Genomic DNA, 14295 nt, shown 5'->3' on the forward strand with positions numbered 1-14295 from the left:
GGCCGCGCCGCCCTCACCGTCGTGACCGATGCGCGGGCGCTGGGGGAAGCGCAGGCGGCCTTCGGGCGGGCGCTGTGGCTGCTGGTGCCGCTGGCGTTGGGGCTGGCGCTGGGGCTGGGCTGGACGGTCGCGGGGCGGCTGCTCTCGCCGGTGCGGACGCTGGAGGGCGCGGCGCGGGCGGTCGGGGCCGGGGGAGAGCTGCGGCGGCCCCTGCCCGGCGCGGGTGAGGGCGACGAACTCGCGCGGCTGGCCCTGACCTTGCAGGAGACGTTTACGCGCCTGGCCGATGCCCGCGACCGCGAACAGGACTTCCTGCGGGCCGCCGCACACGACCTGCGCAGTCCGCTGACCGCCCTGACCGCGCGGGTGGACGCGGCGCTGGCCCGCGACCGCGACGCCGCGCGCTACCGGGCCGAACTGCGCGAGATCGGGACCGACATCGCCCGGCTGTCCGGGCTGGCGAACCACCTGCTGCTGCTCGCGCGCGATCCCTCGGCCCTCGCGCGGGAGGAAGTGCCGCTGCGCGCCCTGGCCGCCGACGCCGTGGACCGTGCCCGCGAACTCGTCCCCGAGGCCGACGTGGACCTGATCGCCCCGCAGCCCGTCATGGTGGCGGGGGACCGCGTGCTGCTGGGGCAGGCCATCTGGAACCTGACGGCGAATGCGGTGCTGCACGCCCCCGGCGCGACCGTCACGGTGAGCGTCACGGACGACGAGGCGGGCGGCGCGGCCGTGACGGTGCGTGACGACGGCCCCGGCGTGGACGCGGAGGTGCTGGCCCGGCTGGGCGAGGCGTTCTACCGCCCCGACGTGAGCCGCGCCGCCTCCGGCCCAGGGGCAGGTGGGCACGGGCTGGGCCTCGCGCTGGTGCGCCGCGCGGCGGCCCTGCACGGCGGGACCCTGAGCTTGGAAAGCGTGCCCGGCGAGGGCCTGACCGCCACGCTGCACCTGCCCGCCCGGCCCCCGTTTCCGCTCTCCCCGGCCCCGCTGCCCCCCGGCAGTTGAGGCGACTGGACCGGAAGAGGATGCTAGGCTCTCCCCCATGACACAACCGAGAGCCGGGCAATGGAGCGCCGTCGTGCTGGGCGGCGGCGACCCCGGTGACCCCTTCGCGGCGGCCCACGGCGTGCCCGTCAAGGCGCTGATTCCGGTGCGCGGCGAGCCGATGGCGCTGCATGTCCTGCGGGCGCTGCGGGCGAGTGGGCGCGTGGCCCGGATCGCCTACGTCGGCCCCACGACGGCCGAGATGGACCCCCTGATCGACGAACGGGTGACCGACCACGGCACCCTGCTCAGCAATCTGGAAGCGGGCGTCGAGGCCCTGGCGGGCGCGGGTCTGGCCCCGGGCGAGCGCGTGTTGGTGGCGACCGCCGACATTCCGCTGGTCACGCCGGGGCAACTGGGTGAGGTGCTCGACGCGGCACCCCAGGCGGCGGCCCTGGTCTACCCGGTGGTCCGCCGCAGCGACTGCGAGCAGGCCTTTCCCGGCGTGAAGCGCACCTACGCCCGGCTGCGGGACGATACCTTCACGGGCGGGAATATCTTCCTGCTCGACCCGCGCCTGATCGGCCAGTTCCTGCCCCGGCTGCGCGAGGTGCTGGCCGCGCGGAAGGCCCCGCTGAAGCTGGCCGCCCTGATCGGGCCGGGCATCCTGCTGAAGCTGCTCACGCGCCGCCTGACCGTGGCCGAACTGGAAGGGCGGGTCAGTACCATCCTGGGGGTCCCGGCCCGCGCCCTGGTCACCGGGCACGCCGCCATCGGCACCGACGTGGACAAGGACGGCGACCTGCTGCTGGCCGAGGCGCATCTGCGCGCCGACGCACCCGCCCAATCCTGAGCGGACAACTTGGCTTTTGAGGCGTCTGCACGGGCAAAATCCTGTCGGGGGTCTGCAACGTCCGGCCTTGTCACGCTCCGGGGGGGTGTGCATACTGTGCCCCATGCCTCACGTGATTGTCAGCCCCTGCATCGGTGTCAAGGACCAGGCCTGCACCGAGGTCTGCCCGGTGGAGTGCATCTACGACGGCGGTGACCAGTTCCTGATTCACCCCGACGAGTGCATCGACTGCGGCGCGTGCGTGCCCGCCTGCCCGGTGAGCGCCATCTTCCCCGAGGAGGACGTACCCGCCGGTGAGGAAGAGTTCATCGTCAAGAACCGCGCCTTCTTCGGCCTGTAAGTTCAGGCAGCGCCCCCGTCCTGAGCCACTTATCCGCCCCGCTGTCCCCGGCCTGGTGCCGGGGGCTTTTTCTGGCCTGCTTTCAGCCCTTGCCCCTGCCGCACCCTCGCCGCTAGCATGGCGGGGCCGGTGCGTGGGCCTCCCGAAAGGGTGCCCTGTGCCCCAGGAGAGGAGGTGATGACGTGAATCCCGAACCCCAGGCTGACCTTGACCCCCCCAGTTGGGCCTGGCCCAGTCTTGAGTGGCCCAGTTGTGACTGGTTCAGTCGTGACTGGCCCCAGTGTGATTGGCCCCAGCGTGGCTGGTTCGGCCCCACGCCATCTCGCCCCTGGAGGACGCACCATGCAGGACACGAACACTAGGGCGGCGCTCCGTTCCGTCGCCGCATGTCTCGGGCGGCAACTTCACGGCACGCCGCCCTCATCACGGTTTCTCACGCCGCTTGGCTCAGCAGGGGCGCGCCCATGCTGACGTACTACCGCAGCATCGGCGGCAAGCTCCAGACCGTCCAGGGCTATATCGACGGCTGCTGGATCAACGCGACCGCCCCCACCGCCGAGGAACTCGCCCGCGTGAGCCGCGAGACGGGCCTCGACCTCGACTACCTGAGTTATCCCCTCGACCCCGACGAACGCTCCCGCTTCGAGCGCGAGGACGGCCAGCTGCTGATCATCATGCAGACCAGCTACCGGCTGGGCGAGGACAGCGATATTCCCTACGACACGGTGCCGCTGGGCATCCTGCACACCGACCACTGCCTCGTCACGGTCTGCGCCACCGAGAACCCGGTCGTGAACGACGTGGTCAGCGGGCTGGTGCGGCGGGTCAGCACCTCCAAGAAAAACCGCCTGACGCTCCAGCTTTTTTTGCGCAACGCCCAGCGGTTCCTGATCGATGTGCGGCAGATCAACAAGCGCGTGGACGCCATCGAGGACCGCATGGAGACGGCCACCCGCAACAAGGAACTGATGGACCTCCTCAAGCTCGAAAAGAGCCTGGTGTACTTCATCACCGGCCTCAAGGCCAACGAGGCGATGATGGAGCGCGTCAAACGCGACCGCATCTTCGAGATGTACGAGGAAGATTCCGACCTCCTGGACGACGTGCTGATCGAGAACCTCCAGGCCATCGAGATGGCGAACATCGCCAGCAACATCCTGACCAGCATGGCGGGGGCCTTTGCCAGCGTCATCAGCAACAACGTCAATCAGGTCGTGAAGGTGCTGACGGTCACGACCATTCTGGTGGCGATCCCCACCCTGGTCACCAGCATCTTCGGCATGAATGTGCCGCTGCCCTTTCAGCAGAGTCCGGAAGGGTTGTGGATCGTGCTGGGCATCGCCACGGTGCTGGCCGGCACCCTCGCCTTCCTGTTCTACCGCTGGCGGGTGTTTTGAAGGGGCGGCCAGCTTCTCCCTCTAACCGGCAGGCCTGCCCATGACTGATCCCCGCCTGGGCACCCGCTTCGCCGTCTACCTCTGCCCCCCGGCGGGCGACCCGTATTACCGGCTGGGCAGTGAGCTGCTGGGGTTCGACGTGCGGGCGGGACGAGAGGTGCCGCTGCCCGGCTTTCTGCGCCCCGCAGATCAGGTGGACGCCGGACCGTACGGCCTGCACCTGACCGTGGTGGAGGGCTTCTATACCGACCCTGCATGGTGGCCCGACATCGAGGCCGAGGCGCGGGCGTGTGTCGCCTGCCTCACGCCGGGCGCGGTCCTCACGCTGACCGGCGGACGGGTGGAGCTGTGGGACGGCGGCGAAACCGGGGTCCACCGCTTCGACCCGGGCGCGCCGCTGCTGGTGCTGCATACGCTGCTGCTCTCGCGTCTGGCCCGCTTCGTGACCGCCTCGCCCTTCGGCGCGCAGGTGGCGCAGGGGAAGTATGCCCGGCCCTTCGAGCAGGCGCGGCTGGGCCTGCTGCACACTCCGCGCGGCCTGGACTCGTGGCAGCCGCACTTCACGCTGGTGCAGCCCTACGGCGGCGCCGACCCGGCGGACCTGCGTGCCCGGCTGGAGGCTCTGACCGCGCCCCACCACGCGCAGACGTACCGCTCGGTGGCCCTCTTCGAGAAGCGGGAGGGCGAGACGCACTGGCGGGTGCGGGCGGACCTTCCCCTGGGGACCCCCCAAACGGAGTGAACCTCACGCGCCGTCCCCGCGCCTCACCTACACTCGGCAGGTGACGAGGAATGCGGGAACAGGCGAGAGCAGTATGCGGGTGGTCGTGGCGACCGGAAACGCCGGAAAAGTGCGCGAGATCGCGGAGGCGCTGGGGAATCTGGAGGCGGGCGGCCTGGGCTGGCAGCTGGAAGCCCTGAACGGCCTGCCGCTGCCGGAGGAAACGGGCACCACCTACGAGGAGAACGCGGCGCTCAAGGCCTGCGCGGCGGCGATCACGACCGGCCTGCCCGCCCTGGCGGACGACTCCGGCCTGGAGGTCGCGGCGCTGAACGGCCAGCCCGGCGTGTACAGCGCCCGCTTCGGCAACCGCGCGAACGACACCGAGCGGAACGTGTACCTGCTGGAAAAACTGCGGGGCGCCGCCGACCGCCGCGCGAAGTTCGTGTCGGTGGTGATCCTGGCCTACCCCGACGGCCACCTCGAAACGTACCGGGGCGAACTGCCCGGCACGCTGCTGGAAGGCCCGCGCGGCGAGAACGGCTTCGGCTACGATCCCCTCTTCGTGCCCGACGGCGAAACCCGCACGCTGGCCGAGATGACGGTGGCCGAAAAGCGCGCGATCAGCCACCGGGGCCGCGCCCTGGCCGCGCTGATGCAGGCCCATGAGGGCGGGCGGCCCGCGCCGGAAGTGTCGCAGGTGGAGTGAGGCGCGGGAGAGCTGGGCTATCCCTCCGCGTGTTCCCGCACGTCGTTTTTCAGCCGCATCAGGATCGCGCCCATGCCGCGCAGGCGCATCGGCGTGATCAGTTCGGTCAGGCCCATGTCCATGTAGAACTGGTCGGGCACGTTCAGGATCGTCTCGGGCGATTCGCCGTTCAGGGCCTCGCGCAGGATGCCCGCGTAGCCGCGCACGGTGGGCGCTTCCTCCGGGACCTTGAAGTGCAGGTTCACGCCGCCCTGTTCGTCCCGCTCGGTGACCAGAAAGAAGGGGCTGGCGCACTCGGGGACGGGCTGGAGAAACTCGGGGTGCTCCACGTACTTTTCCGGCAGCGGCGGCAGCTTCTTGCTGTACTCCAGCAGCGCCTGGAGGCGCAGAGGCTTGGGCGCGCTGCGAAACAGGGTCACGATGTTCTGGAGTTTCTCGGGCAGGGGCGCGGCGTCCGTCATGGGGCCACTGTACCGCTGCCCCCCGCCGCGTTATGGTAAGCCCTGTCCAGTTGACCTTTTTGGTCAATGAATGCGCTGCGCAGGTACAATCAACCCCGGAAAGCTTGGAGGAGGCACAGATGGAATACGCGAAAGACGTGCTGGTCAGCACCGACTGGGTGGCCCAGAACCTGAACACCCCTGGTATCCGCCTCGTGGAGGTGGACGAGGACATCCTGCTCTATGACACCGGGCATATTCCCGGCGCGGTGAAGGTGGACTGGCAGGCCGACTTCTGGGACCCCGTCATGCGCGAGTTCATCAGCGCGGACGACCTCTCGGCGCTGCTGGGCCGCCTGGGCTTGCAGGAAGGCGACACCCTGGTGCTGTACGGCGACAAGAGCAACTGGTGGGCTGCCTACGCCTACTGGTTCCTCAGCTACAACGGCGTCCAGAACCTGCGGCTGATGAACGGGGGCCGCCAGAAGTGGGTGGCCGAGGGCCGCGAACTCACCACCGACGTGCCGGACTCCGCACCGACCCAGTACCCCGCCCTCCAGCGTGACGAGAGCCTGCGTGCCTACCGCGACGAGGTGAAGGCGCACATTGAAACCGTCCGCGCGGGTCAGGGCGCGATGGTGGATGTCCGCAGCCCCGACGAGTTCTCGGGCAAGGTCACGCATATGCCCAACTACCCGCAGGAAGGCGTGCTGCGCGGCGGCCATATCCCCGGCGCGGCCAACATTCCCTGGGCACGCGCGACCAACGAGGACGGCACCTTCAAGACCGCCGACGAACTGGGCGCCCTGTACGCGGGCGAGGGCGTGACCCCCGACAAGGACGTGATCGCCTACTGCCGCATTGCCGAACGCAGCAGCCACAGCTGGTTCGTGCTGCGCGAGCTGCTGGGCTATCCCAGGGTCCGCAACTACGACGGCTCGTGGACCGAGTGGGGCAACGCCGTCGGGATGCCTATCGAGAAGACCTACAGCGAGGCGTAAAGCCGCCGGGGGTCGGGGCGCAGAGAGCAGGGGCATCCCCTCTCTGCGCCCCTTGTTTGTTGCTTTATTCATCTTCCTCCCCTCCGGTCAGGGGAAGCGCCGGGAGGCCGCCCGCCGCTAAGGTAGAGGCATGAAGTTCCTGATTCTCATTGTTCTCCTGGTGGCGGTGGTGCTGTTCCTGCGTCTGAGAAAACAGTCGGCGGGCAGTGCCCAGCCCCCCGGCACCGCCGATCTCGACGAGGAAACGGCGGTCAGGCCGGACATCGACCCGGCGGCCCTGGCTGCGGCGCGGGCCAGCGTCACGCCCGCCGTGCCGGACGCGGTGCTCTCCGACGCGCTGCTGGACGCCACCCCCCGGCAACTGGCGACCATGCTCGCCTCCGTCCCCACCGAGGTGATGGCCGCCGCCGTGGGCCACGACTCGTCCGCGCAGCCGCCGATCCAGGCCCGCGCCGAGGACCTCGCGCAACTTCGCAAGGTCAGCGAGGCCGTGGACGACCTGGAAATCTGGAGTTTCGGCGACAAGAACTGAGGGCGCGGCCAGACGCCGCCCAGGGGTGGAGAGCCTGGAGGAGGGCGCCGGTCCGCCTCAGCGTGCTGACGGATAGCGGGGCCTGCGGGCGTTAGAGGCCGACCTGCCCGCCGCCCTCTCCGGACAACGGCTGTGAGAACTGGACCTGCGGGGGACGTGCGAGCTGCGTCCCCCGCCTTCTGCCCAAGCTCTGCCCAATACTGCTTCCATGCTCTCTATCGCTGACGTGCGGGCGGCCTGCACCGCCCTGCCGGGGTCGTGCGAAACCTTTCCCTTTGGCGCGTCCACGCTGGTCTTCAAGGTCGGCGGGAAGATGTACGCCCTCACCGACATCACGGGTGACCCGGTGACCCTCAGCCTGAAGGTGCGGCCCGAGTGGGGCGACGAACTGCGCGCCGGGTATCCCGCCATCGTGCCGGGGTATCACCTCAACAAGCGCCACTGGGTGACGGTCACGCTGGACGGCACGGTTCCCGACGCCCTGCTGCAAGACCTGCTCTCGGGGAGCCATGCCCTCGTGGTGGGGAGCCTGACGCGGGCGCAGCGGGCCGAACTGGGGCTGGCATGAAGATCATGCTGGGCGCGGGCGAGCAGCGATGGGCCGGGTGGACACCTACGCAGCGGGAAGAGCTGGATCTGACCGACCCCGCCGCCTTCGCCCGCTTTTTTGAGGGCGCGCGGGCGGATGCCTTTCTGTGCGAGCACGTCTGGGAACACCTCACGCCCCAGCAGGGGCTGGCCGCCGCGCGGCTGGTCCTGGCGTATCTCAGGCCGGGCGGCCTCCTGCGTGTCGCCGTCCCGGACGGGCATCACCCGAACCCGGCGTATCGGGCGCGGGTGGCCGTGAACGGCCCCGGTCCCGCCCAGGACCACCGCGTGCTGTACACGCTGGAAAGCTTCGTGCCGGTGTTCGAGCACGCGGGGTTTGCCGTCACGCCGCTGGAATGGTGGGACGCTGCGGGCGTCTTTCACGCCGCCGACTGGTCGCCGGCAGACGGCCCGATTTACCGCAGCAGCCTCCTGGACCACCGCAATGCCGATTGGCGGGCAGGCCGTGGACGGCCGGGCTTCACCAGCCTGATCCTCGACGCCCAGCGGCCCTGAAGTTGTCCCGAACGGTGTGACAGGAGGAGACGCGATTCACGGTCTTCCGTAACCTATACGTATACGTTTAGGTTTATGGCCGTTCCTTTCTCTCTCACTTCTGCAGCTGGCCCGGAGGCGGCCCAGTCGGCGCGGCAGGGCATCGCTGCCTGGGCCGTCACGGCGGCCTGCCTGATCGTCTTTATGGGGATCGGTGTGGTGGACCCTATCCTGCCCGAGATCGGGCATCAACTGGGCGCCACACCCACCCAGGTCGAGCTGCTCTTTACCACCTACCTCGGCGTGATGGCCGTGATGACGCTATTTGCCGGGAATATCGGCACGCGGCTGGGCCGCCGCCGGGTGGCGCTGATCGGCCTGGGGCTGATCGGCCTCTTTGCCCTCGCCTGCGGCCTGAGCGGCAGCATTCCCGCGCTGGCCGTCTTCCGGGGCGGCTGGGGCCTGGGCAGCGCGCTGTTCACGCCCACCGCGCTGGTGCTGCTGCTGGCGCTGATCGGCCACGCCGAGAAGGCCATCATGCGCTACGAGGCCGCCATCGGCTTGGGCATGAGCATGGGGCCGCTGCTGGGCGGCGTGCTGGGCAGTCACGGCTGGCGCTTTCCCTTCCTGGGGGCCGCCGCGCTGATGCTGCTGGCCCTGGTCGCCGTCGCGGTTTTCGTGCGTGTGCCGGAGAGCAGGGAGCCGGCGCGCCCCGTGGGGGACGTATTCCGCGCCTACCGCCACCCCGCCTTTCTCGCGGTCGGCCTCACGGGGCTGCTGTACTACTTCGGGTTCTTCCTGCTGCTGGGCTACACGCCGCTCTTTCTGCACCTCAGCACCCTGGGGCTGGGCCTGACCTTCTTCGGCTGGGGCCTCCTGCTGGGGCTGGGAAGCACCCTGCTGGCCGAACGGCTGCTGCACCGGGTGCGGGCCAGCCGGATCGTTCTCGGATCGCTGGCGGGCCTCACGCTGCTGTTCGTGCTGCTGGGCTTTGCGCCCCTGGCGGGCGGCGTGAAGATCGCCCTGGTGGTGCTCAGCGGGACCCTCTTCGGCCTGATGAACGCCCTGCTGACCACCCTCAGCGTGGAGGTCGCCCACCTGCCGCGTGCCACCGCCACCAGCGCCTACAACTTCCTGCGCTGGCTGGGGGCGGCCGCCGCGCCGGTGACCAGCGGCTTCGTGGCCGAGCATCTGGGCGCGCCTGTGCCCTACGCCTTTGGGGCGGTGGCGGTGGCGCTGGCGGTGGGCATCATGGCCCTGGCCGCCCGCCCCATCGACGCGGCGCGGGCCAGCGACCCCCACGTTCACTGACCGCTGCCCACTACACTGTTTCCCATGACTGGCCCAGCCGTGCCCGACGACACCCCCCGCCTCCGGGTGGGTGAGGTCGCCGCGCGGCTGGGCCTCACGCTGCGGACCTTGAAGTATTACGAGGAACTGGGTCTGGTCACGCCGGGGCGCAGCGGCAGCCGCTACCGCCTGTATTCCGAAGCCGATGTGGAACGTCTGGAGCGCGTGCGGCGGATGCGTGCGCTGGGCCTGAGCCTGGACACCATCCGCGCCACCTTCACCCAGCCGCAGGAAGTGGACCCGGAAGGCCGCCGGGTGCTGACGCCGGAAGCCCTGCGGACCCTGGAAGGCGACCTGAGCGGGCAACTGGAGGTGCTGACGGGGCGCATCACGGCGGCCGAACGCGAACTGCGCGACGCCCGCGCCCTGCGCCGCGAACTGGAACGCGACCTCGCCTACGTGCGGCGGCGGTTGAGCGGGATTCAAGTGGGCGAGCTGCTGCGCGAGCAGAAGCCGGGCTGAACCGGAGTGCATAGAGGTCATCCGGATTGGTTCGGGAAAAGGCCGTGCCAGAGCGGGTTTTGGGAGACGGCGCATGAATTTGACTTCCCCTGCATCCTACGCTATTCTTTCCTTATCACCGTCCGAGAGGGCGGCTTTTTTATTGCCTGTGGGGCTGTCGCGGGGACAGCGGCCAGAAAAAGAGAAGCGGGGGCCTTCGCCCCAGCCTCTCCCGCTTCCTGGCTTTGCGCTCAGAACGCCGTGTCCAGCGCCCCCAGCGCCGCGTCCGGGTTTCTAATTCCGGCTTGCGCCATGTCGGGCCGCCCGCCGCCCTTGCCGCCGCCCGCCGCCGCGAGCTTGCCGACGAGTTGCCCGGCGTGTGCGCCCCGCGCGACGGCGTCCTTCGTGGCCTTCACGACCAGCCCCTTGTCGCTGGCAATCACGGCGAGGTCCGCGCCGCTCTGGTCCAGCAACTTGTCCGCCGCGCCGCGCAGCTCGTTGCCCTCGATGCCCGAGAGCTTCAGCGCCGCGACCTTGAAGCCGCCCAGCTCGCGGACCTGCTGCGCGCCCCCGCCGCCCCCCATCTGCGCCTCCGCGAGCTGCCGCCGGGCCTGCACCGTTTCCTGCTGCGCGGCCCTGAGCTGCGTCTGGAGGCCGACGACGCGCGGTTCCAGGGCGTCCGGGCTGGTGTTCAGCAGGCCCGCCACGCGGCCCACGTTGTTCAGGCGCTCGCGGACCCAACCCGTCGCCGCCTCGCCCGCCAGCGCCTCGATGCGGCGCACGCCTGCCGCCACGTTCTCGTCGGACACGATGACAAACGCGCCGATGTCCCCGGTGCGGGCCACGTGCGCCCCGCCGCACAGTTCCATGCTCGTCACGGTGGCGTCACCGAAGGGAATGCCGCCCTCTACCCGCACCACGCGCACGGTGTCGCCGTACTTCTCCCCGAAGAGGGCCGTCGCGCCCGCCGTCTTCGCCTCCGCGATGGGCATCTCGCGCCAGGACACGGGGAAGTTGGCCGTCACCCAGCGGCTCACCAGGCGCTCGACCTGCGCGAGTTCGTCCGCACTCAGGGCCGCCCCGTGCGCGAAGTCGAAGCGCAGGCGCTCGGGGGCGACCAGCGACCCCGCCTGCCGCACGCCCGGCCCCAGCACCGCCCGCAGCGCCGCGTGCAGCAGGTGCGTGGCCGTGTGGTGCCGCTGGGTGGCCTGCCGCTCGCCCGACACCACGCCGCGCACAGTCTGGCCCTCACGCAGCTCGCCTTCCTCCACCAGCACGTCGTGCAGGAACACGCCCGCCGGGGTCTTGCGGGTGTCGCGCACCAGACCACGCCCCCGCTCGCCATCGGCGCTGGCCCACTCCAGCACGCCGGTATCCCCGACCTCGCCGCCGCCCTCCGCGTAGAAGGGGGTGCGCGACAGCACCACGGTCGCCTCGCTGCCTGCGGGCAGGTGCTCCAGCCTCTCGCCAGGGCCGACCAGCGCCAGCACCTCGCCCTGCGCCTCCAGCTCGTCGTAGCCCACGAACTGGGTCGGCGCGAGGCCTTCGAGCGCCTCCTGGGTCCCGCCGAACAGCTCGGACTTGCCGTACTTGCTCGCGGCGCGGGCCGTCTCCTGCGCCTTTTCCAGGCTCTCGGCGTACTCGGCCTCGTTCACGCTGATGCCGTATTCCTCGGCAATCTCGCGGGTGAGGTCGAGCGGAAAGCCGTAGGTGTCGTACAGCAGAAAGGCTTCCTCGCCGGGCAGCACCGCGCCGCGTTCCATGCCGTTCAGCAGGCCGCCGATGCGCTGCATCCCGCTTTCCAGCGTCTTGAGGAAGCGCTCTTCCTCGGCGCGGATGGCGGCCGTCACGCGCGCCTCCTCCTGCACCAGTTCGGGGTACGCGCCGCCCATCGCCTGCACGACCAGGGGCACCAGCTTGTAGAGGGTCGGCTCGCGCAGGCCCAGCAGGTAGGCGTGGCGGCTCGCACGGCGCAGAATCTTGCGAATCACGTAGCCGCGTCCGGTGTTGGACAGGGCCACGCCGTCCGCCACCGTCATGGAAACGCTGCGGATGTGTTCGGCCACCACCCGGTGTGAGAGGCTCTGCGGCCCCTCATAGGGCCTGCCGCTGAGTTCGGCGACCTTCTCCACCAGGGGCCGGAACACGTCGTTGGAGTAGAAGTCGTACACGTCCTGCACGACGGTGGCGATGCGCTCCAGGCCCATGCCGGTGTCGATGTTCTTGAAGGGCAGGTCCGCCAGCACGGGCGTCCCGTCGGGGAGGGGGTCCTGGCGATCGTACTGCGGGAACACGTTGTTCCAGATTTCGAGGAAGCGGGCGCTCTCGCGGGTCTCGGCGTAGTCGGCCCAGGTGTCGTCGCCGTACTTCGGTCCCCGGTCGTAGAAAATCTCGGAGCAGGGGCCGCAGGGGCCGTTGGGGCCTTCTTTGGGCGCGTCGGCGGGCCAGAAGTTCTCGTCGGCCCCGAAGCGCAGGATGTGGTCTTCGGGCAGGCCGATGTCCTGGGTCCAGATCTGGAAGGCTTCCTCGTCGTCCTGGTAGATGGTCGCGTAGAGCTTGGAAGCGTCCAGGCCCATCCACTCGGGACTGGTCAGGAACTCCCAGGCCCAGGTCAGCGATTCACGCTTGAAGTAGTCGCCGAAGGAGAAGTTGCCCAGCATCTCCAGCAGCGAGCAGTGCCGCAGCGTGCGCCCCACGTTCTCGATGTCGCCCACACGCAGGCACTTTTGGGCCGTGGTCACGCGCCGGTTCTCGCCGTGGCCCGGAAACTGGGCGGGTGCGCCCATGAACTGCGGCTTGAAGGGCTGCATCCCCGCCACCGTGAACAGTGTGGTGGGATCGGGCGCAATCAGGGAATGGCTGGGCAGGCGCAAGTGCCCCTTGCTCTCGAAAAAGGAGAGGTACTTCTCGCGGATTTCAGCGGTGGTCAGCGGCCCGGTCATGGGGGAGAGTCTATCAGCGGGGGTGCGGGGCGAATCTGCCGCTGTCACGCTTGGCTGTGCGCCAGTCGGCGGATGCCCCTTCCTTGCTGGCCGGTTAAGCTGCGGAGGATGCCTGAAGCCGACGCCATTGCCCACACGGGCGCCCCGCGCACCCGCCAGAGCCTCGCCGCCGACCTGCGCGCGCTGGGGGTAGGGGCGGGGGAGACGCTGCTGGTCCATTCCAGCCTCAGCGCCCTGGGCTGGGTGGTAGGCGGCCCGGTGGCGGTGCTTCAGGCTTTGCAGGACGTGTTGACTCCGGCCGGCACGCTGGTGATGCCCACCTTTACGCTGAACCTGACCGATCCCTCGGGCTGGCGGCGTCCACCTGTGCCGGAGGCGTGGTGGGCCACCATCCGCGCCGAGCTGCCCGCCTTCGACCCGGCGCTGACCCCCACCCGCAACATGGGCCGCATCCCGGAGCTGTTCCGCACCTGGCCGGGGGTGCGGCGCAGTGACCATCCGCACAGCTCCTTCGCGGCCTGGGGCCAGCACGCCGAATTCGTCACAGCCGATCACGCCCTGGCCTTCTCGCTGGGCGAGGGATCGCCGCTGGCCCGCGTGTACGATCTGGACGGCCGGGTGCTGCTGCTGGGCACCGAGAAGAACACCAGCTTGCACCTCGCGGAGGTGCGGGCCGGACGGCGGGCCACCGCCGCATTCGGCGGTCCCGTTCTCAGGGCTGGGCAGCGGCAGTGGGTCACCTTCGAGGAACCCGACTACGATGATGGGACATTCCCGCCCGTCAAGGCCGCCTTTGGGGCGAGCGGCGCGGTCACGGTCGGTCAGGTCGGCTCCGCCTCCGCCCGGCTGATGCGGCAACGGGCACTGGTGGACTTCGCGGTGCAGTTCTGGCGAACGGCCTGACGCTGCCCACGAAAAGAGGCAAAGCCGCAGCCTTGCCTCGGTCAGAAGGGGGGTTTCAGCTCAGACGAACTGGCCGCCGTGACGGGCCGCCGCCGCCTCCACCGCGTCTGCCGGGACCGAGTCCTCAACGGCGATGGCCCGGCCACCGTTCGACATGCCGCTGTTCAGGCGGTCATAGCGGTCTTCTTCCACATACCCACCCGTCTCGTCCACGCCAGCCGCTCCGCCGATGGCGCCCACGCCTGCGCCGACACCCGCACCGAGGGCCGTCATTCCCAGGATCACGGGCAGCGCCAGGCCCCCCGTGGCGACGGTCGCGACCGCTCCCGCCACACCCGCCACCGCGCCCACTGCGGCACCCACGCCGGTCCCCTCGATGGCCCCTTCGCCCGCGTCCTCGGCGGTGCCGCCGCCCTCGACAAAGTCCGTCCGGGTGGTGGTCGTCTGTGTCGTGGTGCCGCGCCGGTTCAGCATGGTGTTCCCGATCTCCGGCTGGATAAGTCCCTGCGCGCGCAGGTCCTCGATAAAGGCGTCGGCCTGTTGCTGGCTGGGAAAGAGGAGATGTTTCATGAGAGCCAGTCTGAGGGCGAGCGGAAAGG

16 protein-coding genes are annotated in these 14295 nt (G+C 69.9%); 13 read left to right on the forward strand and 3 right to left on the reverse strand.

Annotated elements, in window-relative coordinates; all coding sequences use genetic code 11:
- The 6 genes from DEIPH_RS13915 to rdgB form a co-directional block, all read left to right on the forward strand.
- A partial coding sequence (locus tag DEIPH_RS13915) for a sensor histidine kinase (RefSeq protein ID WP_051517398.1) occupies positions 1-1005 on the forward strand: 1005 nt, incomplete at its 5' end.
- Between the two features lie 37 nt (positions 1006-1042).
- Positions 1043-1837 (forward strand): NTP transferase domain-containing protein, encoded by a 795-nt coding sequence (locus DEIPH_RS13920; RefSeq protein ID WP_034359174.1) that lies wholly within the window; start codon positions 1043-1045, stop codon positions 1835-1837.
- A 103-nt stretch (positions 1838-1940) separates the two neighbouring features.
- Entirely contained in the window at positions 1941-2177 is a 237-nt protein-coding gene (locus DEIPH_RS13925) for a ferredoxin (protein WP_034357627.1), read from the forward strand.
- A 464-nt stretch (positions 2178-2641) separates the two neighbouring features.
- Complete coding sequence (locus tag DEIPH_RS13930) at positions 2642-3574, forward strand: magnesium transporter CorA family protein (RefSeq protein ID WP_034359176.1); 933 nt, start codon at positions 2642-2644, stop codon at positions 3572-3574.
- Positions 3575-3614: 40 nt separating this feature from the next.
- On the forward strand, positions 3615-4316 hold the full coding sequence (locus tag DEIPH_RS13935; RefSeq protein ID WP_034359178.1) for a hypothetical protein: 702 nt from the start codon (positions 3615-3617) through the stop codon (positions 4314-4316).
- 73 nt (positions 4317-4389) lie between these two features.
- Positions 4390-5004, forward strand: coding sequence for an RdgB/HAM1 family non-canonical purine NTP pyrophosphatase (gene rdgB / locus DEIPH_RS13940; RefSeq protein WP_034359180.1), 615 nt, complete (start codon positions 4390-4392; stop codon positions 5002-5004).
- A 17-nt stretch (positions 5005-5021) separates the two neighbouring features.
- Here the strand turns inward: rdgB and DEIPH_RS13945 are convergent, their stop codons facing one another.
- Positions 5022-5465 carry a SufE family protein gene (locus DEIPH_RS13945; protein ID WP_034359182.1) on the reverse strand — a complete coding sequence of 148 codons (444 nt, stop codon included), beginning with the start codon at positions 5463-5465 and terminating at the stop codon, positions 5022-5024.
- Between the two features lie 119 nt (positions 5466-5584).
- Here DEIPH_RS13945 and DEIPH_RS13950 point away from each other — a divergent pair, with 119 nt between their 5' ends.
- From DEIPH_RS13950 to DEIPH_RS13975, 6 genes are all read left to right on the forward strand, one after another.
- Positions 5585-6445, forward strand: coding sequence for a sulfurtransferase (locus tag DEIPH_RS13950; RefSeq protein WP_034359185.1), 861 nt, complete (start codon positions 5585-5587; stop codon positions 6443-6445).
- A gap of 130 nt (positions 6446-6575) precedes the next feature.
- On the forward strand, positions 6576-6977 hold the full coding sequence (locus tag DEIPH_RS13955; RefSeq protein WP_034359187.1) for a hypothetical protein: 402 nt from the start codon (positions 6576-6578) through the stop codon (positions 6975-6977).
- 208 nt (positions 6978-7185) lie between these two features.
- Positions 7186-7545 carry an MmcQ/YjbR family DNA-binding protein gene (locus DEIPH_RS13960; protein ID WP_034359189.1) on the forward strand — a complete coding sequence of 120 codons (360 nt, stop codon included), beginning with the start codon at positions 7186-7188 and terminating at the stop codon, positions 7543-7545.
- Positions 7542-8081 (forward strand): class I SAM-dependent methyltransferase, encoded by a 540-nt coding sequence (locus DEIPH_RS13965; RefSeq protein WP_034359191.1) that lies wholly within the window; start codon positions 7542-7544, stop codon positions 8079-8081. Before DEIPH_RS13960 ends, DEIPH_RS13965 begins: the two co-directional genes overlap by 4 nt.
- 75 nt (positions 8082-8156) lie before the next feature.
- A complete protein-coding gene (locus DEIPH_RS13970) occupies positions 8157-9371 on the forward strand; it encodes an MFS transporter (RefSeq protein WP_152544952.1) in 1215 nt (404 codons plus the stop codon).
- 24 nt (positions 9372-9395) lie between these two features.
- On the forward strand, positions 9396-9872 hold the full coding sequence (locus tag DEIPH_RS13975; protein ID WP_034359194.1) for a MerR family transcriptional regulator: 477 nt from the start codon (positions 9396-9398) through the stop codon (positions 9870-9872).
- Positions 9873-10102: 230 nt separating this feature from the next.
- Here the strand turns inward: DEIPH_RS13975 and alaS are convergent, their stop codons facing one another.
- The gene (gene alaS, locus DEIPH_RS13980; RefSeq protein ID WP_081790931.1) at positions 10103-12793 is read right to left on the reverse strand and encodes an alanine--tRNA ligase; all 2691 of its coding nucleotides are present in this window, start codon (positions 12791-12793) and stop codon (positions 10103-10105) included.
- Between the two features lie 108 nt (positions 12794-12901).
- Between alaS and DEIPH_RS13985 the strand changes: the two genes are divergently transcribed.
- Positions 12902-13696, forward strand: coding sequence for an aminoglycoside N(3)-acetyltransferase (locus tag DEIPH_RS13985; protein ID WP_034359195.1), 795 nt, complete (start codon positions 12902-12904; stop codon positions 13694-13696).
- A gap of 60 nt (positions 13697-13756) precedes the next feature.
- On the opposite strand, the gene DEIPH_RS13990 is transcribed toward DEIPH_RS13985, so the two are convergent.
- Positions 13757-14266, reverse strand: a complete 510-nt coding sequence (locus DEIPH_RS13990) for a hypothetical protein (RefSeq protein ID WP_034359196.1) — start codon at positions 14264-14266, stop codon at positions 13757-13759.
- Positions 14267-14295 lie beyond the last annotated feature (29 nt).

This window comes from Deinococcus phoenicis, from assembly GCF_000599865.1.
GTDB lineage: Bacteria > Deinococcota > Deinococci > Deinococcales > Deinococcaceae > Deinococcus > Deinococcus phoenicis.